We start from the raw sequence: 25,768 nt of genomic DNA, 5'->3' as shown, positions 1-25,768 counted from the left end.
TCATTGCCTGAGCGGGCGAGAACAATACCGTTGCGGCCATAATGCGGGATGGCTAGACTCAGGTGAAGTGAAAGTTGTTCATAAGTCTTGAAAATAGATAAGGATCCTCTGGATGGAATTACTGGAAGAACACCGATGTTTCGAAGGCTGGCAGCAGCGCTGGCGCCACGCGTCCACCGTGCTTAACTGCCCAATGACGTTCAGTATTTTTCTCCCACCGCCGGCAAGCGCTACGCCACCGCCGGTGGTTTACTGGCTTTCAGGGCTAACCTGTAACGATGAAAACTTCACGACCAAAGCGGGCGCGCAGCGCGTTGCAGCAGAGCTTGGCATTGTGTTGGTCATGCCGGACACCAGCCCGAGGGGAGAAGCAGTCCCTAACGACGCGGGCTACGATCTGGGCCAGGGCGCAGGCTTTTATCTCAATGCGACGCAGCAGCCGTGGGCCACGCACTTCCGCATGTACGATTACCTGCGCGATGAGTTGCCGCAGCTGATTGCGGATAACTTTAGCGTCAGCGAAAAAGCGTCAATCTTCGGCCACTCGATGGGCGGGCACGGCGCGTTGATCATGGCGCTGAAAAACCCAGGACGCTTCCGCTCGGTATCAGCTTTTGCACCCATCGTTAATCCAACCCGCGTGCCGTGGGGGCAAAAAGCCTTCAGAGCCTATTTGGGTGAAGATGAATCGTTGTGGCAAGAGTGGGACAGCTGCTGCCTGCTGGGTAAAGCATTGCCGTCGGCGCAGTTACCGACGCTTATCGATCAGGGAGATGACGATCAGTTCCTCGCCGACCAGCTAAGACCAGAAGAGTTTGAAAAAGTCGCGCTGGAAAAGGGCTGGCCGCTGACGCTGCGCATTCAGCCGGGCTGCGACCATAGTTACTATTTCATTGCGACGTTTGTAGAGGATCATTTGCGTTTTCACGCGGAGTATTTGCGGGGATAGGGAGTACCCTCTCCCCTTAATTTTAATGATGAGTAATCTGTTACTCCGCTATTTTCCGTTCACCCATAGATCGATTTTCCCTGCACGTTCAGAGCACGGTGAACGTGTCAGGGAGATAACGCCATCTCCCTGACAACCCTGGCGCCCGGCGAGCGCATCGCCGCTGAAGCGGTAAACCCACCGGCTATCACCCAAACATTCGGGGTCGTTCGCGATGCGTTCCCGACGATCGCTCTCTTTCGCTGTTCCCGACAGCTCAACCCCGCCTGAGTTGGGTCATCACCGGGGGCGATGAGAGCCGGGGACAAGGGCGTGGCTGTGAGACTTGCCGCAACGTTAACGTTCCGTGTGGCTGCGGGTATAAAGCGAGGCACTGTTCCGGCTTAAATCGCCTCCGTTTTCTCTCCGACTGGCCAGGGTCCGGGCGTCGGGAACGGCCGGAGGCTGAGAGCGTCGGGAACGCATCTCAGCCGACCCAGGACTGGGAGATAAAACGGAGGTCTGCCGCTTCAGCGGTCGATTTATTTCGCCGGGAGTCCGGGGTCTCGGGGGAGCGACGGTGGCTCCCCCGAGTCGTTCACGGTCTCTGTGATAACATATAAAACAGAGCTGGAAGTGAACGGAACTTCGATCGGCTCTTTTGAAAGAGCAGACAAAGCTATCTCCCGCTTAGAAACTATAATCCAGCGCCATAAAGTAACGACGACCGTCTTCGTTATAGCTGTAGATATCACGATTCAAGTCTTTGTCGCCGAGGTTCAGAACCCCTGCCCGCACCTTCACGTTCTTAGTCGCTTTCCAGGCTCCGCCGGTGTTCCACACGATGTAGCCGCCGGGCGTTTTATCCGTCGCGGATACCGCACGCTGCTTGCCGGTGTAGTTCGCCGACACATAGAACGACCAGTCTTCCAGCGGCGCCCAGTCAACGGTGCCGTTGGCGGTGTGGAACGACTGCTGCTGCAGCGGTTTATTGCCGCCGTTGCTCAGATCGCGTCCGTCGTTATAGGTGTAGTTCAGCGACAGCTTCCACTGGTCGTTAAACGGTATTTTTAGCTCGGTTTCTACGCCGCGGATGCGCGCTTTGTTCACGTTGTAATAGCGGAAGATCGGGTTACCGCTCTTATCAAAGCCCACAAAGTTTGAGTAAGACGGTGCCACACTACGGTTCGCGGTACGCTGAATATCAATCATATCCTCAACGTTGTTCTGGAAAGCGGTCACGCTGCCGCTCACGCCGTCCAGAATGCCCTCATCCCCGGCGTAGTACAGGCCCAGCTCAAAGCTTTCGCTGGTTTCCGGCTTCAGGTCAGGGCTGCCGACAATCTGGCAGGCGCCACGGCAGGATTTACTGGTCCAGTCCGGGCTAAGCTGCAGCAGAGAAGGCGCTTTGAAGGCCGTGGCCCAGCCACCTTTGACGGTGACGGTATCGGTCGCGTTATAAACGAGATAGGCCCGCGGGCTCCAGTGGTCGCCGTAGGTTTCATGGTCATCCATACGAATGCCGGTGGTCAGCGCCAGCGGCTCGAAGATGCGCCATTCGTCTTCAATAAACAGGGCGTACTGGCTGGCTGACGTTTTCGAGCTATTACCGCCGGTAATATTCACCGGATCGCTCAGCTTGTCGTGCCGCCACTCCCCGCCAAAGGTCAGGAACTGATTGATGTCGCTGAGCGGCAGCACCAGCTTGCCGTCGAGGCTGTTGTTGCGCGAAGTGATCGCCCCGCTGTTGCCCGGATTCAGGTTATCAATTTTATCGCCGTAGAAACGCAGTTCGGTGTTACCGAAGCCCCAGCGCCCGTTATGGCCGAGGGAATAATCCTGACGTTCGATGCGATTCTTATCCAGCGAGTCAGATTCCCTGTCCTGGCGGTCAAAGCCGTAGCCTACGGTGACATCCTGATTTTCAGCCGGCGTCCAGGCAAACTCGGTGCTGGCATTGCGAGAAGTGAAACCTTCAATCTGCGGCGTCAGGCCGCTGGCGTTGGTCGTTGACGCCTGTTGACCGTCCTTCTGGCGCTTGCCCAGGCTGCCATAGACTTTTACGCCCAGCACGTCGTCAATCAGCGGGCCGCTGGTAAAGAAGTTGCCGTTCCAGGTGTCGCCGCGATCGCGGTGTTCTTGCACCGTGGAATCTACGGTGAAGGTGCCGTGCCAGGTTTTGCCGACTTTGCGGGTGATAATGTTCACCACGCCGCCAAGGGCATCAGAACCATAAAGGGAGGACATCGGCCCGCGCACCACTTCGATGCGCTCAATGGCATCCGCGGGGATCCAGTTCAGGTCAAAGTCGTTATGGCGGAATACCGCATTGCGGGAGTTGACTCGTTTGCCGTCCACCAGAATCAGAGTGTAGCTGCTGTCCAGGCCGCGCAGGCTGACGCCCCGGCGGTTATCCCCTTCGTTGGTCAACTGGACGCCGGGCACGTTCTGCAGCACATCCTTCAGGTTGTTAACCGGTTTTTTTTGCAGTTCGTCCCGGGTGATGACGCTGATGCTGGCGGGCGCATCTTTGAGGTTTTGTTCGGTGGCAGACGCGGTGACAACGAGGGTTTCTTCGCGATCGTCGGCGATGACGGGGAAAGCCAGACCGAGTACAGATGCGCAAAGTCCTCCCCGGACAATGGGATTCAACCTTAACATTTCTTTCTCTCCATGAGGTGAATTACAAACGAAACAACCGTTTAGCGCTCACATTGCACTATGCGCCAGCGGCTACATTGGCCGCCGGCTGCATACTGTGTTCCTTAGTATTCCTGAAATGCGTTGTTATACGGTGGGCGTTTCCACCAGGCCATCGATAAGCACCTGGGCAACACCCTGTGAACAGCGTTCAATGCGCCCCTTCACACCGTAAACCTGGGCCAGGCTGCGCGGAGTAATCACTGCCTCCGGCTCGCCGCTGGCAACCAGTTTGCCGTCGCGCAGCATGAGGACATGCTCGCTATGGCGTAAAGCAATATTGATGTCGTGCACCACGACAACGGTGACGATATTTCGCTCGCGGGTTTCGCGGGCGACCAGATCCATGACGTGGAACTGATAATTCAAATCCAGCGCGCTCAGCGGTTCATCAAGCAGCAGCAGGGACGGGCGGCGAATCAAAGACTGCGCGAGACCCACCAGCTGTTTTTGACCGCCGGAAAGCTGATCCAGGTAGCTCAACGCCAGGTGCGAGATCCCCAACTGTTTCAGCAGTTCCATGACCTGCGCCTCGCTTTCGGCGCTGTGACGGCCACCGGACGCGCGCTGGGCCACGATAATGGACTCCAGCACGTGGAGATGGACGCCCTGCGGCAGCGACTGAGGCAGATAAACCACTTTCTCGGCGCGTTTGGCGAATGGCAAAGCCATCAGGTCTTCACCGTCGAGATACAGCTGCCCTTCGGCACGGTTCAGGCCCGCCAGCGAGCGCAGCAAAGTGGATTTACCGCAGCCGTTCGGCCCCAGCAGCACGGTGATTTTGCCGCGCGGCAGCGTTGGTACGCTGAGGTCTTCGATGATTTTACGCTTCGGGTAACCGGCGTTGAATGCATCAATCTTTAAGCCCTGCATCACACGTTCCCCTTATGGCGCAAAATAATACTCAGGAAGAACGGCACGCCCACCAGCGAGGTGACAATCCCCACCGGAATAATGACGCCAGGGATAATGTTTTTAGAGGCGACCGACGCCAGCGAAAGCACCAAAGCACCGACCAGTACGCTGCCCGGGAGATAGAAACGATGATCTTCGCCAAACAGCATACGGGCGATGTGCGGTGCCACCAGGCCGATAAAGCCGATGGGGCCGACAAACGCCACGGACAGCGCGGACAAAATACTGATGCGCAGCAACGTACCTAAACGCAGACGCTTTACGTCAATGCCAAAACTGACGGCGCGATCTTCGCCTAAGCGCAGCGCGGTCAGCTTCCAGGAACTCAGCATAGAAATCGGCATGATGATGGCGAAGGCCAGCAGCAGCACGCCGAGCTTGTCCCAGGAAGCGCGCGCCAGACTGCCCATCGTCCAGAACACCAGCCCCTGCAGGGTGTCTTCGCTGGCGATAAACTGCAGCATCGACACAAGGGCGTTAAAGGTGAACACCAGCGCGATACCAAACAGCACCACGCCGGAACTCGCCACGCGGGTCCAGCGGGTAATGGCGTCCAGCATCAGCGCGGCAAACAGCGCAAAGACGAAGGCGTTAGCAGAGATAAACCACTGATCGGGCACCCCAGGAATACCGATGCCGAGGATAATTGCCAGCGCGGCACCAAATGCCGCGGCGGAGGAAACGCCAAGGGTAAACGGGCTGGCCAGCGGGTTATTGAGGATGGTTTGCATCTCCGCCCCCGCCAGGCCCAGCGCCATGCCGACCAGCAGCGCCATCAGCGCATAAGGCAGACGAATGTCCCACACGATCACCCGAGTGCCGGCGTTAGCGCTGGCCGGGTCAATCAGAGTCTGCCACAGCGTATCCAGCGGCAGCCCGGAAGGGCCAAGGGTAAAGTCCAGCAGCAGCGAGGCGAAAATCGCAATGACCAACGCCCCCATCAGCAAATAGCGGTGGCGTAGCACCTGCTGGTAGCGCCCCATAATGGTGGCAGGCTGCGCCTCGTTTGGCATTGGATCGGTGGTGGCACTCATTAAGTCTTACCTTCGTTACTTCTTAAGATCGGTCCAGTACGTTCCCGTAGGCTCGACCGCCAGGAACTGTTTATAAAGTTGCTGCATTGTCTGTTCCGGGTTCACCTCAGCAAACTGCTGCGGATGGAACCAGGTCGCCATCGCCTGAATCGCGAGAATGTTGTACGGCGAATTGTAGAAATTATGCCATACGCCATAGGCGCGCCCTTCTTTGACCGCCGTTAGCTGGTCAATGCCTTTACGCTCCAGCACGCTCTTCAGGCTGGCCTGCGCTTCGGCTTGAGTAGCCTGAGCGCCAAGCACTACGCCCGGAGAGGTTGAGCCAGGCGCTTTACCGCCGCTGGCGATATAAACCTGCGGATCGGCGGCAAGCACTTTCTCCAGGTTCACCGTGCCCAGCGCGCCCGGCAGCAGGTTTTTGGCAATATTCGTGCCGCCCGCCAGGTCGATGAAGTCGCCCATGTTACCTTTGCCCGCCGAACCGCAGCACTCTTCCATTGCCGCCGCACGCAGTTCGATAAACACCGATGGCTTCTCTTTTTCCGCCATCTTGCCGGTGACGTCGGTAATTTTTTTCAGGTTAGCTTCATAAAAGGCGATGTAATCATCGGCCTGTTTCTCGCGATGCAACACTTTGCCCAGCACGCGCATGCTCGGCAAGGTATTTTTCAGCGGCGAGGTACGAAAATCGACAAACACCACCGGAACACCCGCTTTCTCCAGCTGAGAAACCAGCTCGCTGTGGCGGCCTGGCCCGTGGCCAGAGAGGCCAAAAATCGCCACGTCCGGATGCAAAGTCAGCACTTTTTCCGGGCTGACGCTGTCGGCGGTGGTACTACCAATCAGCGGAATATCATCAATTTTCGGGAATTTCGCTTTATATTCCGCGTAAGTCTGCGTATCTAACTTACGGAAATCGCCCTGCCAGCCGACGATACGGTCAATCGGCTTTTGCCCTTCCAGCAGCGCCAGGGCATAAAACAGCCGCCCTTCCCCCAGCAAAATGCGGTCAACCTTCTGCGGGATGGTGACTTCACGCCCGACGATATCGGTCACCGTGGCGGCCAGGGCAGAATGCAAACCGGCGGCGGTTAATGCCAGAGCCAGACAAATATTCTTGAATTTAATCATACGCTTCACGCTAACGCTCCTTCGTTCCTTAAAGAATGGCGTTAACGATAAAGCAAATGATAATGGTTATCAATTTAATTGTTCTCTACTATAACCTGAAGGAATTATTGCTGGCGAGAGCGAAATAAAAAAGGGCGCGATGATCGCGCCCTTTAAAGAGTAACTTATTGTTGCTAAGGCTTATTTCTCACGAAATTTCGGGAATTCCATTTCGCTGTAGCGCACGAAGCGGCTGCCCTTCGTTATCTTGTAGCCAAACCAGATAGCCAGGAACAGCGGGATGCCGATGTAGGTCGCCGCCACGCCGCCCCAGTCAATGGTATCCGACAGGAACGCTTCATAGTTTTGGCCCAGCGTGATGATCAGGCACAGCACGAACGCGAAAATCGGCCCAATAGGGAAGAAGCCCGAGCGGTACGGCAGGTCGTTAATGTCGTTGCCCTGCAGCACGTAGCCGCGACGGAAGCGGTAGTGGCTGATGGCAATCCCGAGCCAGGCAATAAAGCCGGTCATTCCCGAGGTGTTCAGCAGCCAGAGGTAAACGGTCTGGTTGCCAAACATAGAGGTCAGGAAGCAGAGCGCGGCAATAACGGTGGTGGCATACAGTGCGTTCCGCGGCACGCCGCCTTTTGACAGCTTCGAGAAAATACGCGGCGCTTTGCCGTCGCAGGCCAGGGTGTAAAGCATGCGCGTGGAAGCATACATGCCTGAGTTACCCGCCGACAGCACCGCCGTCAGGATCACGGCGTTCATGACCGCCGCCGCAGACAGCAGGCCCGCATGCTGGAACACCAGAGTGAACGGGCTGACGCTGATGTCCTTCACGTCATTGCGCAGCAGGCTTGGATCGGTATAAGGAATGATCAGGCTGACAATCAGAATCGCGAACACGTAGAACAGCAGGATACGCCAGAACACCTGACGCACGGCGCGAGGAATGTTTTTCTCCGGATCGGCGGACTCCCCGGCGGCAATCCCGATAAGCTCTGTGCCCTGGAAAGAGAAGCCGACGATCATCGCCACGCCGATCATTGCGGCAAAGCCCCCGGCAAACGGCGCATCGCCGGTTGTCCAGTTGCTCCAGCCTACCGGCTGCGCCCCTTTGAAAATACCCACGATCATCATCACACCCACAATGATGAAGATGATGACGGTGGTCACTTTTATCAGCGAGAACCAGTATTCCGCTTCACCGAAGCCCTTTACGGAGATCCAGTTCAGCAGGAACATTATGCCCAGGAATAACGCACTCCAGATCCAGCCCGGTGTGTCCGGGAACCAGTAATTCATCACCAGCTGTGCGGCCACGAGGTCAACGGCGATAGTCACCGCCCAGTTGTACCAGTAGTTCCAGCCGAGCGCGAAGCCGAAGCCGTCTTCGACATATTTCTGGCCGTAGGTCGCGAAAGAGCCGGACACCGGCATAAATGCCGCCAGTTCGCCCAGACTGGTCATCAGGAAGTACACCATCAGGCCAATCAGCATATAAGAGAGCAGCGCCCCGCCCGGTCCAGCCTGAGAAATTGTTGCCCCAGAGGCAACGAAAAGCCCCGTGCCGATGGATCCGCCGATGGCGATCATCGTCAGGTGGCGCGCCTTTAATTCGCGGCGTAAGCCAGGCGCTTCTGTCGTTTTATCTTGTGAAACCATAGGAAATTGTTGCCTATCCAAAAAATGAGGCAAGATTGTAACAAAACGTCTTTGTTCAGATAGCAGAAATCCCGGGTTATAAGAGAGCTTCATGATCGCCCGGCGATTATTAGCAAGTCACTTATCAGGCCGATAAATTGAGGGGAATTAAAAAACCGCCGGGGCAATGCCCTGCCCGGCGATAAAAGATTAGCCTAGTCCGCGCACGGACGAAATAAACTGCTGCAGCTCTTGAGTCCGGGGATTGGCGAAGAACGACTTGCTCTCCCCCTGCTCCCACACTTTGCCCTGGTGCATAAACACCACGCGGTCGCCGACTTCCCGGGCAAAGTTCATTTCATGGGTGACCAGAATAAGCGTCATGCCCTCTGCCGCAAGCCGTTCGAGCACTTTCAGCACTTCCCCCACTAACTCCGGGTCAAGCGCCGAGGTGATTTCATCGCACAGCAAGACTTTAGGGTTCATCGCCAGCGCCCTGGCAATGGCCACGCGCTGCTGCTGGCCGCCGGACAGGTTAGCCGGGTAGTAATCCACCCGCTCCCCCAGGCCGACTTTGTTGAGCATCTCCAGCCCCAGCTCGCGGCATTCGGCAGCGCTTTTATTCAGTACCCGACGCGGCGCCAGCATCACGTTTTCCAGCGCGGTCATGTGCGGGAATAGGTTAAAGTTCTGAAACACCATACCCACGGAACGGCTGATTTCACGCGCCTGAGACTCACGGTCGGTAATGGTCATCCCGCCCAGCTTGATACTGCCGTCCTGGTAGCCTTCGAGTCCGTTCATGCAGCGCAGCAGCGTACTTTTGCCAGAACCGCTGCGGCCGATAATCGACACCACTTCTCCCATGTCGATATCAAGACTCACGCCCTTCAGGACGTGATTGTCGCCATAATATTTCTGTACATCATTAATGGTGATGAGCGGCATTAAATTTTTTCTCCAGGTAGCGGCTGTAGCGAGACAGCGGGTAGCAAAGTAAGAAATAGCCAAGCGCCACCAGGGCAAAGACTTTAAACGGCTCAAACGTCACGTTATTCAACATGGTGCCGGCTTTGGTCAGCTCGACGAAACCGATGATCGAGGCCAGGGCCGTGCCCTTAATAACCTGCACCGAAAACCCGACCGTAGGCGCCACGGCGATACGCATAGCCTGTGGGGCAATGACCCGGCACAGCGTCTGCCCGAAGCTCAAACCGAGACAGCGGCAGGCTTCCCACTGGCCTTTCGGCAAAGCACGGATACTGCCGTACCAAATATCCAGCAGAAATGCGCTGGTAAACAGCGTCAGCGCAAGCGTGGCCGCCGTCCAGGGGCTGACGTCAATGCCAAACAGCGCAATCCCGAAGAAAGCGAGGAACAATTGCATCAGCAGCGGCGTACCCTGAAACAGCGCAACATAAGCGCTGATGAAGCGTTTGGGCCATGTCCAGCGGCTCATGCGCAGCAGTAATAGAGGCAACGTCACCAGAGTGCCGCAGAAAAACGCAATCAGCGACAGCAGCACCGTCCAGCGGGCCGCCAGCAGCAGGTTGCGCACGATATCCCAGTCGGTAAACATCATCATCCGACATCCCTCCCCAACCATTTCCGCCCTGCCGCCAGCAGCAGTTGACGCATCATTAACGACAGCACCAGATACATTACGGTCGTCACCAGATAGACCTCGAAGCTGAGGAAGGTACGCGACTGAATGAGGCTGGCCGCAAAGGTCAGATCTTCACAGGACACCTGAGACACCACGGAAGAGCCCAGCATCACGATGATGCACTGGCTGACCAGCGACGGATAAATGCGCTTCAGCGACGGCGGCAGCACCACGCGTATAAAGGTCTGGCTGCGGCTTAACCCCAGCACGCGAGCGGCTTCCCACTGCCCTTTCGGCGTCACCTGAATACCCGCGCGAATAATCTCGGTGCTGTAAGCTCCTAAATTAATCAGCATCGCGATAAGCGCCGCTTCCCCGGCGTTAAGCTTTAGCCCCAGCGCCGGGAGCCCAAAGACAATAAAGAACAGCTGCACCACGAACGGCGTGTTGCGAATCAGCTCCACGTAGCCGCCCCACGCCAGGCTTAACAGCCCCGGCTTTCCGCTGCGAATGGCCGCCCCGGTAATGCCGATGGCAACGCCACCGACCGTCGCCATAAAAGTGAGTCCCAGCGTCACCCACAGGCCGGAAAGTAGCTCCGGCCAGTAAGGCAGCAGACCGGCAAAATCAAGTTGCGTGGTCATGCCCGGCTCCTCAAGCGCCGAGGTTGGCAGGCAGCGGCGCCTGCATCCATTTCTGCGACAGAGTGTTGAGCGTATTGTCCTTCAGCGCCTCGCCAATCAGCTCGTCCACCTTCGCTTTCAGCGCAGGTTCATTCTTTTTCAGCCCGATGTAGCAAGGCGAGTCCTTAAGCATAAATTTGCTGACCGGCGCTTTGGCTGGGCTCTGGCGGGCAATCGCCGCCACAACCAGGTTCCCGGTGGCGATGTACTGCACCTGGCCTGAAAGATAGGCGGAGATGGTGGTGTTATTGTCTTCGTAGCGCTTTACGTCGGCGTCTTTCGGCGCGAGGTCAGTTAACACCATGTCCTCTACTGCGCCACGGGTCACGCCAATGGTTTTCCCGCTGAGCGCTTTAGCATCGGTCACTGCGCCATCTTTCGGCCCGAATACGCCGAGGAAGAACGGGGCGTAAGCGCGGCTAAAATCGATAACTTTTTCACGTTCGGCGTTCTTGCCGAGGCTGGAAATGACCAGGTCAACTTTGTCCGTCTGCAGATACGGCACGCGGTTCGCGCTGGTGACCGGCACCAGCTGTAGCTTGACCTTCAGACCTTTCGCCAGGTAAGCCGCCATATCAATGTCATAGCCCTGAGGTTTCAGGTCAGCGTTCACCGAACCAAAAGGCGGGAAATCCTGCGGAACCGCCACGCGCAGCACGCCGCGTTTTTCAATATCCTGCAGCTGATCGGCCATCACCGCTCCGGCCTGAGCCAGCAGCACCGTTGCGCCAACTAAAGAGAACAACCATTTTTTCATCGTCATGTGCAGCCTCGTCGCCTGATTGAAACAAAAGATTCTTTGAATTCAATTTTGCAACTAATGTGCCAACGCAGATCAATCGAGAGGATTGCAGCTGCATCACGGTGAAAAAGAAGTTAACGGGAAGGTGATTGCCTCGCAGCCACACCCCAATCAGGTGCAGCTGCAAGATTTTGGTGCATTATGCTTCACAGTAGCGCAGGAAACGCAGCAGCGCGTTAGAGATATGTTTCTGGCGATGGTGGATCCGGTACAGCGTCCGCACCAGACGAGGGAGGGGAATAGCCACTTCAACCAATGAGCCGCTCTCCAGCTGCTCGGCAATCACCCGGCGAGACAGGCAGCTGATGCCCAGCCCGTGGCGCACCGCATGTTTGATCGCCTCGGAATTGCCCAGCTCCATGCCCAGCTGAAACTCTGGCAGGTGCGAAAGCAATAAATAGTCGACGATTTCTCGGGTGCCGGAGCCACGCTCACGCAGGATCCACGGCTGCCTGGCCAGGCTTTCCAGCGTCACCGGCTGGTGCACCAGCGGGTTGCCCGGCGAAGCAAAGACCACCAGCTCATCGTCGAGCCACGGCTCGGTCACCAGCTCAGCCATATGGCAAGGTCCTTCTATCAGGCCAATGTCCACACGAAAATCTGCCACCGCGTTAATAACGTCCTGGCTGTTGCCGACGCTGAGCTCCAGCGGCAGCTTCGGAAAATCGCGGCGATAGCGGGCAATCATCTCCGGCAGAATGTAGTTGCCAATAGTGCTGCTGGCATACACGCGGATCGCGCCGTTATCTTCCCGGAACAGCTGTTCTATTTCACCGGCCTGCTCCAGCAGCCCCACAACTCGCGGGTAAAGCAGCCTGCCGTGTTCATTGACCACGAGGCGCTTCCCCACGCGGTCAAAGAGCTGAACCCCAAGCTGACCTTCAAGATCGGCAAGCGCGGCGCTGACCGCCGACTGAGAGAGGGACAGCATCTGGGAGGCTTGCGTGGTCGAACCGCTTTTAAGCACTTCAGCAAAGACTTCCAGCTGCCGCAGCGTGATATGCATAAGAGAGATTTCCTGTGGTGGCAGCGCGTCGCTTACCACTTATAAAGATTAATTATAAATATATAATCAATTTTATTTTTATGCCAGCCAGGCGTAGCCTTTTCGCTAAGACAGAGGAGAAGGTTATGACAGCACTCACCGTACAAGCTCACCGCCACACGCTGTGGCACTTTTTACCGGGGCTGGCGCTTTCCGCCGCCATTACCGGCCTGGCGTTATGGCTTGGCAATATTCCAGCGGTGGCCGGCGTCGGCCTTAGCGCCCTGACGCTCGCCATCCTTTGCGGTATGATAATCGGCAACACCGTGTACCCCAGAATCTGGCAGCAATGCGACGGCGGCGTGCTGTTCGCCAAGCAGCACCTTCTGCGCCTCGGCATTATTCTGTATGGTTTCCGCCTGACGTTTTCGCAAATTGCCGACGTTGGCGTGAGTGGCCTGGTGATTGACGTGCTGACGCTGTGCAGCACCTTCGCTCTCGCCTGCTGGCTCGGCCAGAAAGTGTTTGGCCTGGACAGACAAACCAGCTGGCTGATTGGTGCGGGCAGCAGTATTTGCGGCGCGGCGGCGGTACTTGCCACCGAACCCGTGGTGAAAGCCGAAGCCAGTAAAGTCACCGTGGCCGTCGCCACCGTGGTTATCTTCGGGACGCTGGCTATCTTTATCTACCCGATGATCTATCCGTTCGTCAGCCACTGGTTTACGCCGGAAGCCTTCGGGATCTACACCGGGTCAACGATGCACGAAGTTGCCCAGGTCGTTGCCGCAGGCCACGCCATTAGCCCGGAAACGGAAAATGCGGCGGTTATTGCCAAAATGCTGCGCGTGATGATGCTCGCCCCATTCCTGATTTTCCTGGCCGCCCGCGTTAAATCTCTGGCGCCGGCCGGGGCGGCGCAAACGGGTAAAATTACCATCCCGTGGTTTGCGATACTGTTTATTGGCGTGGCGATTTTCAACTCCTTCCACTTCCTGCCACAGGGCCTGGTGAACGTGCTGGTCACGCTGGATACCTTCCTGCTGGCCGTGGCGATGGCGGCTCTGGGCCTGACAACCCACGTTAGCGCCCTGAAAAAAGCCGGGGTTCGCCCGCTCCTTATGGCGCTGGTGCTGTTTATCTGGCTGATTGTCGGCGGCGCGGCCATTAACCTGGCAATTCATCACCTGTTAGCATAATTCAATACGGAAAAAAGCCTCCTGACCCGCTATCATGACGGATTACCGATAGCGGGTTTGCCCGTCAAGAAACAGGAGAAGACAGATGAAGTTTATTGGAGCGCACGTTAGCGCCTCGGGCGGCCTGGAAAACGCCGCCATCCGCGCCCACGAACTGGAAGCCACCGCTTTTGCCCTGTTCACCAAGAATCAACGCCAGTGGCGCGCCGCGCCGCTGACCAGCGAAGTTATCGACAACTTTAAGAACGCCTGCGAAAAATACCATTATGGCCCAGGCCAAATCCTTCCCCACGACAGTTACCTGATCAACCTCGGCCACCCGGTTGAGGACGCGCTTGAAAAATCCCGCGAGGCATTCATCGACGAAATGGTGCGCTGCCAGCAACTGGGGCTGACGCTATTGAATTTCCATCCGGGCAGCCACCTGAAGCAGATCCCGGAAGAGGAATGCCTGAAGCGCATTGCGGAGTCGATTAACATTGCGCTGGAGAAGTCCGAAGGCGTGACCGCCGTGATTGAAAACACCGCCGGCCAGGGCAGCAACCTTGGTTTCCGCTTTGAGCATCTCGCGGCAATTATTGACGGCGTGGACGATAAATCCCGCGTTGGCGTCTGCATCGACACCTGCCATGCGTTTGCCGCCGGGTACGATCTACGCACGGAAGCTGACTGCGAAAAAACCTTTAGCGAGTTTGAGCGTATTGTCGGCTTCAAATACCTGCGTGGGATGCACCTTAACGATGCAAAAAGTGAGTTCGGCAGCCGCGTTGACCGCCACAACAGCCTCGGCCTCGGGAATATCGGCCACACGCCGTTTAGCTGGATCATGCGTGACGCCCGTTTCGACGGCATTCCGTTAATCCTGGAAACCACCAACCCGGATATCTGGGCCGAAGAGATTGCCTGGCTCAAGGCACAGCAGCACGAGGAAGCGACGGCTTAGAAAGAAAAACGCCCCGCATTAGCGAGGCGTTTTTTAGCCGGGCGGGAGATTAAGCGACCTTCGCCGCCAGCTCCGCTTCCGGACGCTTGAGGAAGGCGTAGGACAGGCCTGCCACCAGAGTACCGGCCACAATCGCCAGCAGGTAGCCCAACACCGGGGTAATGGCGCCAGGGATTAGCAGGACAAACAGGCCGCCGTGCGGGGCCATCAGCTTCGCGCCAACCGCCATGGACAGCGCCCCGGTTAACGCCCCGCCGATGATGCAGCAAGGCAGCACGCGCATCGGGTCACGGGCGGCAAACGGAATCGCCCCTTCGGTAATAAAGCACAGCCCAAGCACCAGCGCCGCTTTGCCGCCTTCCTGCTGCGCCTTATCAAACTTACGGCGAGCAACCAGCGTAGCCAGGCCCAGCGCCAGCGGTGGCACCATACCCGCGGCCATAATCGCCGCCATCGGCGCGTAGGTCTGGGTACTGAGCAAACCGACACCAAAGGCATAAGCTGCTTTGTTCACCGGGCCGCCCATGTCGGTACACATCATCCCACCCAGAATAGCCCCCAGCAGAACCGCGTTCGCGGTGCCCATGGTTTGCAGCCAGTGGGTCAGACCCGCCAGAATTTTAGCCACCGGGGTGCCAATCAGGTAGATCATCGCCAGGCCAACAACCAGGCTTGAGAACAGCGGAATGATCAGGATAGGTTTCAGCGCTTCCATGCTCGGCGGCAGCTTCAGCTTCGAGCTAATCAGTTTCGCGATGTAGCCCGCCAGGAAACCGGCGATGATACCACCGATAAAACCTGAGCCAGTGCTAACGGCCAGCATGCCGCCGATAAGACCCGGCGTCAGGCCCGGACGGTCCGCAATCGAGAAGGCAATGTACCCCGCCAAAACCGGCACCATCAGCGCAAACGCAGAGCCACCGCCGATTTGCATCAGCGCCGCGGCAAGCGTGCCAGGTTCCTTAAAGGCAGTGATACCGAAGGCAAAGGAGAGGGCAATACACAGGCCGCCCGCAACCACCATCGGCAGCATGTAAGACACGCCCGTCAGCAGGTGACGATACGCCCCGGCACTTTCTTTTTTGCCGGATTCCTGCGCCACGCTGGCTTTACCTGCGGCTTCGTAAGGTTTGGCCTCAACCAGCGCTTTATCAAGCTCCTGGGCCGTTTTCTTCAGCGCCAGGCCCGTAGACGTGCGGTACATCGGCTTCCCGGCAAATTTAGCCAGATCCACTTCAATATCCGCCGCCACAATAACCAGATCCGCCTCGGCCACTTCTTCAGGGGTAATGGCGTTTCCTGCGCCGACGGAGCCACGGGTTTCTACCTTCACCCACCAGCCGCGCTTTTTCGCTTCAGTTTCGATGGCTTCCGCCGCCATAAAGGTATGTGCCACGCCGGTTGGGCAAGCGGTGACGGCAACAATACGCTTCGGCCCTTTTGCTGGCACAGGTGCGGAAGCTATCGGGGCAGTGTACGTATGTGCCTTACCTTTCGCTTCGCTCAGGAACAGCTCAGGATGCTGAACCGCGCGATCGATATCGCCCAGGAACACCTTTTTGCCGTTCAGCGAGGTATCAGCAGGAATGGCGTTGCCAACCACAATCGCCAGTTCGGCATCGTTCGGATTATCAATAATGTCGAGATGCGCTTTTGGCGCTGCGGCACCGAGCAGCGTCTTCGCGAGATACGCGCGCGCCTGCCCAAGTCCCGGCTCAATAATTAACAGCGTTTTCATTGCCTGTCTCCTGCTGTCAGTGGAAAGGTTTCAGGTCGACACGAGCCATCATGGCGGCCAGCTGTGTACGATCGGTAATGCCTACGTTGCTCTGGCTAACGGCCAGGGCCGCAACGGCGGTAGCAAGGCGCAGCGTATGTTCGCTGGACTCGCGCATCAGCAGGCCATAAATCAGGCCGCCGACCATGGAATCCCCTGCGCCAACGGTACTCACAACTTCACAGGTTGGTGGTTTAGCAATCCATTCCCCTGAAGCGTTAACCCACAGCGCACCTTCCGCGCCGAGAGAAATCACCACATGCGCAATCCCCTGCTCGCGCAGCGCATGTGCCGCCTCAATCACATCCTTCAGTTCGGGCAGCTTGCGACCGGCCCAAATTTCCAGCTCACGACGGTTCGGTTTGACCAGCCACGGTGCCGCTTTCAAACCGGCAACCAGCGCTTCGCGGCTGCTGTCGAAAATGATGCACGGACACTGGCTGCGCAGGCGCGTCATCCAGTCGGTGAACGCTTCCGGAGAAACGCCCGCCGGCAGGCTGCCGCTGACGCAAACCATGTCGAACTGGCCCAGCCAGCTCAGGGAGTCCGCCACAAAGCGCTCCCAGTCCGCACCGGTGACTTCAAAACCAGAAAAGTTCAGGTCGGTAACTTCCCCGTCTTTTTCGGTCAGCTTAACGTTGATGCGGGTGCGGCCCTGTACAACCTGGAAGCGATTGGCTATTCCCAGCTCGCTGAACAACTGCTGGAAACCGTCCTGGTTGTCTTTGCCGAGGAATCCGCCCACGGTCACGTCAATGCCAAGATCTTTAAGCACTTTAGCTACGTTGATGCCCTTGCCCGCGGCATGCAGACCGGTGGTGCGCACCAGGTTCACTTCTCCACGTTCGATTTCCGGGCAAAAGCCCACCAGGTCATAGGCCGGGTTTAGGGTGATCGTCGCTACACGTCTGGTCATTACGCGCCCTCCCCCAGTCCTTCAGAGATCGCTTCGCCAATCGCCTTCAGCGCCTGTTCAGCATCTTCACCCTGCGCGGTAAAGCGCAGTCGGTGGCCTTTTTTCACACCCAGAGCAACAACTTTCATCAGGCTACGTCCATTTGCCGGTTTCCCGGATCCATCAAGGTTTGTCACGGTAATTTCGCTATTGAATTGTTTTATCGTGTTGACCAGCGCCGTACCCGGCCGGGCGTGCAGACCGTGTTCATTACGCACGGTAAATTCGGCGCTCAGCGCTTCTTCTGCCGGGGCATCATCGCTAGTCAGCAGCGTCAGCAGTGCCGGCGCATCTGCGCTTAAAAGCCTGTCGGCACGGTTGCTAATCAGCATGTCGCTCAGACGGTTTAGCACCTGTAAAGGCTGCTCGTCGGCAACCGCCACGGTCATCAGCAGAGAAACAGGGTTTCCGTTCTCCTCAAAACTCGCCGCCGGACGGCTGACGGCAACGGCGCTCGCCAGGTTGCCTGCCGGGCTATCGTTCAGCCAGATACCCTGGCCGAGATACAGCGGATTACCGGCAACTACGTTGCTGACGAAAGCGGCATCAACCGCACCCGCCTGCTTCAGGCGGCCCGCGTTCAGCGCCTGCAGCGTTATCAAATCGCTCGCCTCGACGTTCAACGCCAGCAGGCTGTTGTCCAGCAGCAGGGCGGAGCTTTGCTTCTCGCCCATCAGCAACGCACGGAGTTCTTCCGCGCTGGTGGCAGATTTCAGCTGTGCGGCAACGTCGTCGTCACTCAGCACATGGGTCAACTGGCGCAGCAGGCCGAGGTGCTCGTCGGAGCTGGCGGCAATACCAATCGCCACGTAAGCGGTCTGCCCTTCTCCCCACTCCACGCCCTGTGGGAACTGGAAAACCTGCACGCCGGTTTTCAGTACCAGATCGCGCGTGTCTGTGGTGCCGTGCGGGATAGCAATCCCGTTGCCTAAATAAGTGGTGGTTTGCTGCTCACGCGCCAGCATACCGTTGACGTAGCCTTCGCCGACGTTGCCTGCCTGTACAAGGGCGGCGGCAACCTGGCGGATAGCGTCTTCTTTGTTCCCGGCAGCTTCGCCCGGGTGAATATCCTGCACAGATAACTGGAACATAGATCGCCTCTCTCGCTGAATTGAAACGATTCAGCTTGCTTGAGAAAAAATGCGCCATCTCGAGCTGCGGGATGCAAAAAGATGACGCTGAAACGTTTCAATGAGTGTTGCGCTAATGCTGCATTTGACGCAACATTTCTCGCATTTCTGTTTGCGAAATTTAGAGCTTCAGCACATTTTCAGTTTAGCAGGCGGGAAGTTCAGCGCACTGACAGCCGTTTATAGACAGGCATCAGCAAATTTCAGCTACGGCGGCGTCTCGCCGAAGCAGCCTTCGCATACGGGATTATTTGTGCGAGTTCCCACTCAGGATTTAAGGGTAAATCTGTCTATTTAGGGGCAACGCGGGTAAACTCCGCGCATTCTTTTTCCTGTCGTCCACTCGTATGCAAAACGCTCCCGTTACCGCCGCCCGTAAGCCTCTGGATTTCACCTCAACGGCGTTTCTGATTGTGGCTTTTTTGACCGGCATTGCCGGCGCGCTACAAACCCCAACGCTAAGCCTGTTTTTAACCGATGAAGTCCACGTTCGCCCTGCCCTGGTCGGTTTTTTCTTCACCGGAAGCGCGGTGATTGGCATTCTGGTGAGCCAGTTTTTAGCCGGGCGCTCCGACCGTAAAGGCGACAGAAAAACGCTGATTTTTGCCTGCTGTCTGCTCGGCGCGCTGGGCTGCATCCTGTTCGCCTGGAACCGTAACTACTTTATTTTGCTGTTCGTCGGCGTGTTTCTAAGCAGCTTCGGCTCTACCGCCAATCCGCAGATGTTTGCGCTTGCGCGCGAACATGCCGACAGCACCGGGCGAGAAGCGGTGATGTTCAGCTCTATTCTTCGCGCGCAGGTGTCTCTTGCCTGGGTGATTGGGCCGCCAATTGCCTACGCGCTGGCGATGGGATTTGGCTTCAAAGTGATGTACCTGAGCGCGGCGTTTGCCTTTGTGATTTGCGGGGCGATGGTGTGGCTCTTTTTGCCGTCCATGCGCAAAGAACCGGTGGCGAAAGCAGAAGCCAGGCTCGAGTCTCCGCGCCGTAACCGCCGCGACGCCCTGCTCCTGTTCGCCGCCTGTACCATGATGTGGGGCTGTAACAGCCTCTATATCATCAATATGCCGCTTTACATCATCAATGAGCTGCATCTGCCGGAGAAGCTCGCCGGCGTCATGATGGGCACCGCGGCCGGGCTGGAAATTCCAACGATGCTGATTGCGGGCTACTACGCCAAACGCTTCGGTAAACGCTTCCTGATGCGCTTTGCCGTTGTCGCCGGGCTGCTGTTCTACGTCGGGATGGTGACGCTGACCAATGAATATATGCTGCTTGGGCTACAGCTGTTAAACGCCATTTTTATCGGAATTCTGGCCGGGATCGGCATGATCTATTTTCAGGATCTTATGCCTGGCCAGGCGGGTGCCGCCACCACGCTGTATACCAACACTACGCGCGTGGGCTGGATCATTGCGGGTTCGCTTGCCGGGATTGTCGCCGAGATTTGGAACTATCACAGCGTCTTTTTCATCGCGCTGGGGATGATTGCCATCAGTATTTACTGCATGGCCCGCATCAAAGATATTTAAGGCGCCGTTGCAGCCTCAAGGTGGATCAGATACGCCATTGCCTGCTGGCGTGAGGTACCACACATCTCTCTGGCAGGCTGGAGGCCGCCGCACACCTTAGGCCGCAAAGGCGATCCAAACAGCTTGCAGCGGAGCCGTTCGTCCAGTTGGATGCAGGGCGTGTTGGCAGGCTTCCCCTCCGGCATACCGGGGATAGGCGTTGATATTGAAGGCGCTGTACAGCAAGCGCCGCAGTCAGGACGACAATCCATTTACGTTTCCACCGGCGTCAAAAGGTGCGTGACAATATCAGACCCAATGCCTGCGTCAATCTAACAATTCATTTAACATCATTCCATCTTTCAGGATACACTTGCGCCACAACGACTACGGATCGGTAACGTTTTGTCACGGCGCAATCACTTTCACCGAACAGCCTGCTGGCTGGCGCTGCTTGCCGTTGCCATGCTGTTTATTGCACCGGTAATTTCAAAATCGCTGATGCACCATTCAGCCTGCGAACACAGCAGCATGATGATGACAATGGACATGTCTGACATGGACCATCACATGCCTGTGCCCGAACCCTGCCCTCAGGCCTCAATGCCGCACAACATGCTGATGTCCGGCCCGGGCATGTCTCCGGGAGAGGAAATCGCCTGCGGATATTGCCAGTTACTGATCCACCTGCCTTTTATTGAGTTCTGCCTCACCGTTTTACTGCTGTTATTGTTGATTTGCGTGCGCCGGACACCGGTGGTCGCACTCTGCTGCGCGGCGATTTCTCGCCCGTGGTCACCGCACCCGGCCCGCGCCCCGCCCTCTGCCGTCTGTTACTTCGCATAAAACACCAATAATTAACCGCGTAACGCCGCAGGCAGCGCTGAAGCGCCGCAGGCAGCGCTGAAGCGCCGTCTCGGGCCGTTCTTTTTATAAAGAGCAGCAGCGTTACGCCTGAAGGACAGTAAGGCAATGATGAAAACGCATTTAAAGCCGCTGGTATCTTTGATACTGCTGGCTATCACTTCTCCCGCAGCCATCGCGGCGGGTTCACATGACGCGATGAATATGCCGGACGATACCGTGATGATCGTCACCTCTCCGGCATCGTCGCCGCTGGAGGTTGTGACGTCCCCTAAAACGCCGCGTCAACCTGTGCCAGCCAGCGACGGCTCTGACTACCTGAAAACCATCCCCGGCTTCTCGCAAATACGCAACGGCGGCACCAACGGCGATCCGGTATTTCGCGGCATGTTTGGCTCTCGTCTGCGTATTCTGACCAATAATGGTGAAATGCCGGGGGCATGCCCGGCCAGAATGGACGCCCCAAGTTCATATATTTCACCGGAGAGCTTTGATCTGCTGACGCTGATTAAAGGACCGGAAAGCGTGCTATGGGGACCGGGTAACTCCGCGGGGACGGTGCGCTTTGACAGGGAACCGCCGCGCTTTGATAAAGCGGGTATCCAGGGCACGGCCAGCTTGCTTACCGCCTCTAATCAGCGCTGGGACAGCAACGCAGACGTCAGCCTGGGAAGTGAAGACGGCTATTTACGCCTGACCGGCAATAAATCCCATTCCGGCGATTACGAAGACGGCAACGGCAACCGGGTGCCCTCAAAGTGGGATAAATGGAACGCCGACGTTGCGCTGGGCTGGACGCCCAACAAAGATACATTGCTGGAGCTCACGGCGGGGAAAGGCAACGGCGAAGCCCGTTACGCAGGTCGCAGCATGGATGGCTCCCAGTTCAGGCGCGACAGCCTCGGGGCGCGCTTTGAAATGTCGAACATCGGCGAGGTGTTCAACAAATTTGAAAGCAGCGTCTACTACAACTACGCGAACCACATTATGGATAACTATTCGCTGCGGTCGCCGGGGACAATGTCCAGCAGCATGTCCGGCGGGCATATGGCCTCCTCAATGGGCATGGATATGGGCAGTTCGATGGACATGGGTTCATCTATGAGCATGAATATGCCGATGGCGATGCAGCTCGATCGCCGCACGGTTGGCGGCCGCATGATGGGCACGTGGCTGTGGTCTGACTACGAACTGCGCAGCGGCATTGACGGGCAGCAAAGTACCCACCGCAGCAAACAGGACACGGGCTGGAAACAGGATGCCCGTTTCCAGGACGCAGGTCTCTTTGGCGAACTGACCTGGAATGCCACAGACAGCAGCAAAGTTATCGGCGGCGCGCGCCTCGACCGGACTCGCGTCAATAATGACACGGACGTAGGTGCCAGCGTGCGGAGCAAAACGCTACCTGCAGGTTTTGTGCGTTACGAACAAACGCTGAGCGACATCCCCGTCATGCTTTATGCCGGCGTGGGCTATACCGAACGCTTCCCGGATTACTGGGAGTTGTTCTCCCCCACCTACGGACCGGACGGCACTAAAAATGTCTTCGACAACCTGAAAACGGAAAAAACGACGCAGCTGGATATTGGCGCCCAGTACAGCGGTGAGCGCTTCAACAGTTGGGTTTCCGCGTACCTTGGCCGGGTGAATGATTTTATTCTCTTCCGCTATGACCCCAATAACGCCCGCGTCAGCCAGGCAGATAACGTGGACGCCACCATTATGGGAGGCGAAATGGGCATGAGCTACGCGCTGACCGAAGCCTGGAAGGCGGACGCAAGCCTGGCGTATGCCTGGGGGCAAAACACCAGCGACCATCAGCCGCTGCCGCAAATTGCCCCACTGGAAACACGCTTCGGCCTGACCTGGGAACAAGGAGACTGGAGCAGCACCGGCCTGCTGCGGCTGGTCAGCAGCCAGCAGAGAGTGGCGCTGAACGAGGGTAACGTTGTCGGGAAAGATTTCGAGAAAAGCAGCGGCTTTGCGATTTTTTCCGCTAACGCCGCTTACCGCCTCAGTAAAGCCATCAAGCTCAGCGCCGGCGTCGATAACCTGTTTAACAAAACCTACAGCGAGCACCTGAACCTGGCGGGCAACAGTAGCTTTGGCTATTCGTCCAACACCCCGGTTAATGAACCAGGCCGAACGGTCTGGGGCAAAGTGAACGTCACGTTTTAATCATTACGGCCCCGATTAGCGGGGCCATTACGCTTAATCATTTCCCAGCCAGGAGGCTGATATGTTTGCCAAACTTCGTACGCCAGAAGGTAAAAAATTCCTTATCGCGGTTGTCATCGTCTTTACTGTTGTCGTGTCGCTTATTTCAAAGGTGACTTTTGAAGGCGTGGAAGAGCAGTACAACTGGCCAATGGAGCAGTGGACGCTGGACATGTTTATCATGCAGGGCGCGTGGGTCGCTATCTACACGATTATGTTCACTATTTTGTGTTCGCTGCCGTTTGCTTTCTATTTCTTAGCACCTAAGGATGGCCGCGGCTAGGGCGCTTTACGCCTCCGGCGTGTCGGCAAGTCAGGATGTTGTCGGCACGCAAGCCTTAATCCCCTTACTTTTGTGCTTCTTTATCAAATCCTCTTGCCTGAAACGCGCCTCACGAGTACTTTGACGCAATATTTTCGCATCTCAATTTTTGACAGGAAACACCGATGGCAAGAGCTAACGAAATCAAAAAAGGCATGGTTCTCAATTACAACGGCAAACTGCTGATTGTTAAAGACATTGATATCCAGGCTCCCAGCGCACGCGGCGCAGCAACCCTGTATAAGATGCGTTTCTCCGATGTTCGTACCGGACAGAAAGTGGAAGAGCGCTTCAAAGGTGATGATATCGTTGACACCATCACCCTAACCCGTCGCTTCGTTGACTTCTCTTATATCGACGGCAACGAATACGTGTTCATGGATAAAGAAGATTACACGCCGTACATCTTCACCAAAGACCAGATCGAAGAAGAGCTGCAGTTCATTCCTGAAGGCGGTATGCCGGATATGCAGGTGCTGACCTGGGACGGCCAGCTGCTGGCGCTGGAGCTGCCGCAAACCGTGGACCTGGAAATCATCGAAACGGCACCGGGAATCAAAGGCGCTTCCGCCAGCTCCCGTACTAAGCCAGCAACGCTGTCCACCGGCCTGGTGATTCAGGTGCCGGAATACATGGTTGCCGGGGAAAAAATCCGCATTCATATCGCAGAAAAACGCTCTATGGGCCGCGCAGACTGATTATAAATGACGCTCCTTCGGGAGCGTTTTTTTTCATCTCCCCACCAAAGGTATTATACCAATTCGACCTAATCATCTTATTATCAGACTTGCATCACACAAAATTGATTAACTAAACAGACCAATTTCATTTCCTGTCATACAGCTTTACACTGCATAGATTCCCCCTTCCCCACACAGGATGCGACTCTATGGATACCCTTGCCACTGCTTCACTTCCGGATACCGTTCAACGTCCAGACTACGACCGCCGCGCGCTTAAGACGCGTATCGTGCATTTTGGGTTTGGCGCTTTCCACCGTGCGCATCAGGCGCTGCTCACCGATCGGGTGCTCAACAAACCTGGCGGCGACTGGGGGATCTGTGAGATCAGCCTGTTTAACGGCGATAAGCTGATGCAGGATCTCAGGCAACAGGATCATCTTTTCACGGTGCTGGAAAAGGGGGCAACGGGAAACCAGGCACGGGTTATCGGCGCCGTGAAAGAATGCCTGAATGCGAAACTGGACGGCATGGAAGCCATCATAGAGAAGTTTTGTGAACCGCAGGTCGCCATTGTTTCCCTTACTGTGACCGAAAAAGGCTACTGCATCGATCCCGCCAGCGGAAAGCTCGATACCACCCATGAGCGGATTATTCACGATCTGGCGTCGCCTCGGGCTCCGCATTCTGTCCCTGGAATACTTGTGGAGGCACTAAGCCGCCGCCGCGAGCGCGGATTAAGCCCGTTCACGGTCTTATCCTGCGATAACATTCCTGATAACGGGCACCTGGTTCGCCAGGCCGTACTGGGCATGGCCGCGAGTCGAAGCGCTGAGCTGGCAGAATGGATCGCCAAAGAAGTCACCTTCCCCAGCACGATGGTCGACCGCATTGTCCCGGCAGCCACGGAAGAATCTTTACAGGAAATTGCGGAAATACTGGGTGTAAAAGACCCCTGCGCCATTGCCGCCGAGCCGTTTATTCAGTGGGTTGTCGAAGATAACTTCGTGGCCGGTCGCCCGGAATGGGAAGCCGTTGGCGTGGAAATGGTAGACGATGTGGTGCCCTACGAGCAGATGAAGCTGCGGATGCTCAACGGCAGCCACTCATTTCTGGCTTATCTCGGCTATCTCGCCGGTTATCCGCATATTAATGATTGTATGGCTGACGAGCACTTTGCCCGTGCGGCAAAACACCTGATGCTGCAGGAGCAGGCGGTGACGCTGAATATTCGGGGCGTCGACTTGAATCAGTACGCCGCCAGCCTGCTCGAGCGGTTCGCAAATCCGGCGCTGAAGCACCGTACCTGGCAAATCGCCATGGACGGCAGTCAGAAGCTCCCTCAGCGCTGGCTGGAAAGCGTGCGCTGGCATCTGGCAAACGGGAGCAGTTGGCCATGCCTGGCGCTCGGGATCGCCGGCTGGATGCGCTACGTTAGCGGCCTCGACGAACAGGGCCATGCGATTGACGTTCGCGATCCGCTCCAGGGCAAAATCCAGATGCTGGTGAGCGACAGCGACGAAAAAGAACGCGTCGGCGCCCTCCTCAGCCTGAACGAAATTTTTGGTGATGACCTGCCCAAAAACGAAAAGTTTGTCGAAAACGTTCAGCAGGCCTGGCAGCAACTCATTCGCCTGGGCGCACGCGGTGCGGTCGAAAACTTGCACTTAAGTTAACAATCAATGCGCTTAACGTGGTCTTAAGGTGCGGTAAGCCGCGTTAAGGCTTCTCTTTTCACCGGGTTGTCGTCAGGATAGTCA

23 protein-coding genes are annotated in these 25,768 nt (G+C 56.8%); 9 read left to right on the top strand and 14 right to left on the bottom strand.

Going from position 1 to position 25,768, the window contains the following annotated elements; translation table 11 throughout:
* Window positions 1-112: 112 nt before the first annotated feature.
* Window positions 113-949 carry an S-formylglutathione hydrolase gene (gene fghA, locus F3J29_RS02470; protein ID WP_166862726.1) on the top strand — a complete coding sequence of 279 codons (837 nt, stop codon included), beginning with the start codon at window positions 113-115 and terminating at the stop codon, window positions 947-949.
* A gap of 669 nt (window positions 950-1,618) precedes the next feature.
* Here the strand turns inward: fghA and cirA are convergent.
* The 10 genes from cirA to yieE all read right to left on the bottom strand — a co-directional run bounded on the left by cirA (window position 1,619) and on the right by yieE (window position 12,434).
* On the bottom strand, window positions 1,619-3,589 hold the full coding sequence (gene cirA, locus F3J29_RS02465; protein ID WP_166862724.1) for a catecholate siderophore receptor CirA: 1,971 nt from the start codon (window positions 3,587-3,589) through the stop codon (window positions 1,619-1,621).
* A gap of 126 nt (window positions 3,590-3,715) precedes the next feature.
* Window positions 3,716-4,504, bottom strand: a complete 789-nt coding sequence (locus tag F3J29_RS02460) for an ABC transporter ATP-binding protein (protein WP_353620527.1) — start codon at window positions 4,502-4,504, stop codon at window positions 3,716-3,718.
* Entirely contained in the window at window positions 4,501-5,577 is a 1,077-nt protein-coding gene (locus F3J29_RS02455) for a FecCD family ABC transporter permease (RefSeq protein WP_008459946.1), read from the bottom strand. Before F3J29_RS02455 ends, F3J29_RS02460 begins: the two co-directional genes overlap by 4 nt.
* 15 nt (window positions 5,578-5,592) lie before the next feature.
* Window positions 5,593-6,708 carry an ABC transporter substrate-binding protein gene (locus F3J29_RS02450; protein ID WP_166864871.1) on the bottom strand — a complete coding sequence of 372 codons (1,116 nt, stop codon included), beginning with the start codon at window positions 6,706-6,708 and terminating at the stop codon, window positions 5,593-5,595.
* Window positions 6,709-6,888: 180 nt separating this feature from the next.
* The gene (locus tag F3J29_RS02445; RefSeq protein WP_008459942.1) at window positions 6,889-8,358 is read right to left on the bottom strand and encodes an amino acid permease; all 1,470 of its coding nucleotides are present in this window, start codon (window positions 8,356-8,358) and stop codon (window positions 6,889-6,891) included.
* Between the two features lie 189 nt (window positions 8,359-8,547).
* Window positions 8,548-9,285: an amino acid ABC transporter ATP-binding protein gene (locus F3J29_RS02440; RefSeq protein ID WP_166862719.1), complete on the bottom strand. Its 738-nt coding sequence runs from the start codon at window positions 9,283-9,285 to the stop codon at window positions 8,548-8,550.
* A complete protein-coding gene (locus tag F3J29_RS02435) occupies window positions 9,266-9,922 on the bottom strand; it encodes an amino acid ABC transporter permease (protein ID WP_166862717.1) in 657 nt (218 codons plus the stop codon). Before F3J29_RS02435 ends, F3J29_RS02440 begins: the two co-directional genes overlap by 20 nt.
* On the bottom strand, window positions 9,919-10,587 hold the full coding sequence (locus tag F3J29_RS02430; RefSeq protein WP_166862715.1) for an amino acid ABC transporter permease: 669 nt from the start codon (window positions 10,585-10,587) through the stop codon (window positions 9,919-9,921). Before F3J29_RS02430 ends, F3J29_RS02435 begins: the two co-directional genes overlap by 4 nt.
* Window positions 10,588-10,597: 10 nt before the next feature.
* Window positions 10,598-11,383 (bottom strand): transporter substrate-binding domain-containing protein, encoded by a 786-nt coding sequence (locus F3J29_RS02425; RefSeq protein WP_166864868.1) that lies wholly within the window; start codon window positions 11,381-11,383, stop codon window positions 10,598-10,600.
* A gap of 184 nt (window positions 11,384-11,567) precedes the next feature.
* Entirely contained in the window at window positions 11,568-12,434 is an 867-nt protein-coding gene (gene yieE, locus F3J29_RS02420) for a DNA-binding transcriptional regulator YeiE (protein ID WP_166862713.1), read from the bottom strand.
* 125 nt (window positions 12,435-12,559) lie between these two features.
* On the opposite strand from yieE, the gene F3J29_RS02415 reads away from it, so the two are divergent.
* Together F3J29_RS02415 and nfo are read left to right on the top strand one after the other, a co-directional pair.
* On the top strand, window positions 12,560-13,609 hold the full coding sequence (locus tag F3J29_RS02415; protein WP_166862711.1) for a YeiH family protein: 1,050 nt from the start codon (window positions 12,560-12,562) through the stop codon (window positions 13,607-13,609).
* Between the two features lie 85 nt (window positions 13,610-13,694).
* Window positions 13,695-14,552 (top strand): deoxyribonuclease IV, encoded by an 858-nt coding sequence (nfo, locus tag F3J29_RS02410; protein WP_166862709.1) that lies wholly within the window; start codon window positions 13,695-13,697, stop codon window positions 14,550-14,552.
* Between the two features lie 49 nt (window positions 14,553-14,601).
* On the opposite strand, the gene fruA is transcribed toward nfo, so the two are convergent.
* From fruA to fruB, 3 genes are read right to left on the bottom strand one after another with little or no spacing between them, the layout of a single operon-like run.
* On the bottom strand, window positions 14,602-16,290 hold the full coding sequence (gene fruA, locus F3J29_RS02405; RefSeq protein WP_166862707.1) for a PTS fructose transporter subunit IIBC: 1,689 nt from the start codon (window positions 16,288-16,290) through the stop codon (window positions 14,602-14,604).
* Window positions 16,291-16,306: 16 nt separating this feature from the next.
* Window positions 16,307-17,245 carry a 1-phosphofructokinase gene (gene fruK / locus F3J29_RS02400; protein WP_008459923.1) on the bottom strand — a complete coding sequence of 313 codons (939 nt, stop codon included), beginning with the start codon at window positions 17,243-17,245 and terminating at the stop codon, window positions 16,307-16,309.
* Entirely contained in the window at window positions 17,245-18,375 is a 1,131-nt protein-coding gene (fruB, locus tag F3J29_RS02395) for a fused PTS fructose transporter subunit IIA/HPr protein (RefSeq protein ID WP_166862705.1), read from the bottom strand. Before fruB ends, fruK begins: the two co-directional genes overlap by 1 nt.
* A gap of 386 nt (window positions 18,376-18,761) precedes the next feature.
* Between fruB and setB the strand changes: the two genes are divergently transcribed.
* Complete coding sequence (gene setB / locus F3J29_RS02390) at window positions 18,762-19,946, top strand: sugar efflux transporter SetB (RefSeq protein WP_166862703.1); 1,185 nt, start codon at window positions 18,762-18,764, stop codon at window positions 19,944-19,946.
* Here setB and F3J29_RS02385 read toward each other — a convergent pair.
* A complete protein-coding gene (locus F3J29_RS02385) occupies window positions 19,943-20,197 on the bottom strand; it encodes a zinc/iron-chelating domain-containing protein (RefSeq protein WP_008459920.1) in 255 nt (84 codons plus the stop codon). The genes setB and F3J29_RS02385 overlap by 4 nt on opposite strands.
* A 133-nt stretch (window positions 20,198-20,330) precedes the next feature.
* On the opposite strand from F3J29_RS02385, the gene F3J29_RS02380 reads away from it, so the two are divergent.
* From F3J29_RS02380 to F3J29_RS02360, 5 genes are all read left to right on the top strand, one after another.
* Complete coding sequence (locus tag F3J29_RS02380) at window positions 20,331-20,771, top strand: DUF2946 domain-containing protein (RefSeq protein ID WP_166862701.1); 441 nt, start codon at window positions 20,331-20,333, stop codon at window positions 20,769-20,771.
* Between the two features lie 129 nt (window positions 20,772-20,900).
* Window positions 20,901-22,967, top strand: coding sequence for a TonB-dependent receptor domain-containing protein (locus F3J29_RS02375; RefSeq protein WP_166864866.1), 2,067 nt, complete (start codon window positions 20,901-20,903; stop codon window positions 22,965-22,967).
* A 61-nt stretch (window positions 22,968-23,028) separates the two neighbouring features.
* Window positions 23,029-23,289 carry a DUF2534 family protein gene (locus F3J29_RS02370; RefSeq protein ID WP_166862699.1) on the top strand — a complete coding sequence of 87 codons (261 nt, stop codon included), beginning with the start codon at window positions 23,029-23,031 and terminating at the stop codon, window positions 23,287-23,289.
* A gap of 164 nt (window positions 23,290-23,453) precedes the next feature.
* Window positions 23,454-24,026, top strand: coding sequence for an elongation factor P-like protein YeiP (yeiP, locus tag F3J29_RS02365; RefSeq protein WP_008459912.1), 573 nt, complete (start codon window positions 23,454-23,456; stop codon window positions 24,024-24,026).
* Between the two features lie 191 nt (window positions 24,027-24,217).
* Window positions 24,218-25,684, top strand: coding sequence for a mannitol dehydrogenase family protein (locus tag F3J29_RS02360; RefSeq protein ID WP_166862697.1), 1,467 nt, complete (start codon window positions 24,218-24,220; stop codon window positions 25,682-25,684).
* The last annotated feature ends 84 nt before the right edge of the window (window positions 25,685-25,768 follow it).

Source organism: Enterobacter sp. Cy-643, assembly GCF_011752815.1.
In the GTDB taxonomy this organism is placed as follows: domain Bacteria; phylum Pseudomonadota; class Gammaproteobacteria; order Enterobacterales; family Enterobacteriaceae; genus Cedecea.
The sequence above is the reverse complement of the archived record's forward strand: the minus strand, read 5'-3'. Positions and strand labels throughout refer to the sequence as shown.

Coding starts and splice junctions, on each gene's coding strand:
- F3J29_RS02435 (WP_166862717.1), bottom strand. CDS start 9,922: ATGATGATGTTTACCGACTGGGATATCGTGCGCAACCTGCTGCTGGCG.
- F3J29_RS02375 (WP_166864866.1), top strand. CDS start 20,901: ATGAAAACGCATTTAAAGCCGCTGGTATCTTTGATACTGCTGGCTATC.
- setB (WP_166862703.1), top strand. CDS start 18,762: ATGCAAAACGCTCCCGTTACCGCCGCCCGTAAGCCTCTGGATTTCACC.
- F3J29_RS02440 (WP_166862719.1), bottom strand. CDS start 9,285: ATGCCGCTCATCACCATTAATGATGTACAGAAATATTATGGCGACAAT.
- F3J29_RS02385 (WP_008459920.1), bottom strand. CDS start 20,197: ATGGATTGTCGTCCTGACTGCGGCGCTTGCTGTACAGCGCCTTCAATA.
- F3J29_RS02425 (WP_166864868.1), bottom strand. CDS start 11,383: ATGAAAAAATGGTTGTTCTCTTTAGTTGGCGCAACGGTGCTGCTGGCT.
- fruK (WP_008459923.1), bottom strand. CDS start 17,245: ATGACCAGACGTGTAGCGACGATCACCCTAAACCCGGCCTATGACCTG.
- fruB (WP_166862705.1), bottom strand. CDS start 18,375: ATGTTCCAGTTATCTGTGCAGGATATTCACCCGGGCGAAGCTGCCGGG.
- F3J29_RS02360 (WP_166862697.1), top strand. CDS start 24,218: ATGGATACCCTTGCCACTGCTTCACTTCCGGATACCGTTCAACGTCCA.
- F3J29_RS02450 (WP_166864871.1), bottom strand. CDS start 6,708: ATGATTAAATTCAAGAATATTTGTCTGGCTCTGGCATTAACCGCCGCC.
- F3J29_RS02455 (WP_008459946.1), bottom strand. CDS start 5,577: ATGAGTGCCACCACCGATCCAATGCCAAACGAGGCGCAGCCTGCCACC.
- F3J29_RS02415 (WP_166862711.1), top strand. CDS start 12,560: ATGACAGCACTCACCGTACAAGCTCACCGCCACACGCTGTGGCACTTT.
- nfo (WP_166862709.1), top strand. CDS start 13,695: ATGAAGTTTATTGGAGCGCACGTTAGCGCCTCGGGCGGCCTGGAAAAC.
- yieE (WP_166862713.1), bottom strand. CDS start 12,434: ATGCATATCACGCTGCGGCAGCTGGAAGTCTTTGCTGAAGTGCTTAAA.
- fruA (WP_166862707.1), bottom strand. CDS start 16,290: ATGAAAACGCTGTTAATTATTGAGCCGGGACTTGGGCAGGCGCGCGCG.
- F3J29_RS02445 (WP_008459942.1), bottom strand. CDS start 8,358: ATGGTTTCACAAGATAAAACGACAGAAGCGCCTGGCTTACGCCGCGAA.
- fghA (WP_166862726.1), top strand. CDS start 113: ATGGAATTACTGGAAGAACACCGATGTTTCGAAGGCTGGCAGCAGCGC.
- F3J29_RS02430 (WP_166862715.1), bottom strand. CDS start 10,587: ATGACCACGCAACTTGATTTTGCCGGTCTGCTGCCTTACTGGCCGGAG.
- F3J29_RS02370 (WP_166862699.1), top strand. CDS start 23,029: ATGTTTGCCAAACTTCGTACGCCAGAAGGTAAAAAATTCCTTATCGCG.
- cirA (WP_166862724.1), bottom strand. CDS start 3,589: ATGTTAAGGTTGAATCCCATTGTCCGGGGAGGACTTTGCGCATCTGTA.
- yeiP (WP_008459912.1), top strand. CDS start 23,454: ATGGCAAGAGCTAACGAAATCAAAAAAGGCATGGTTCTCAATTACAAC.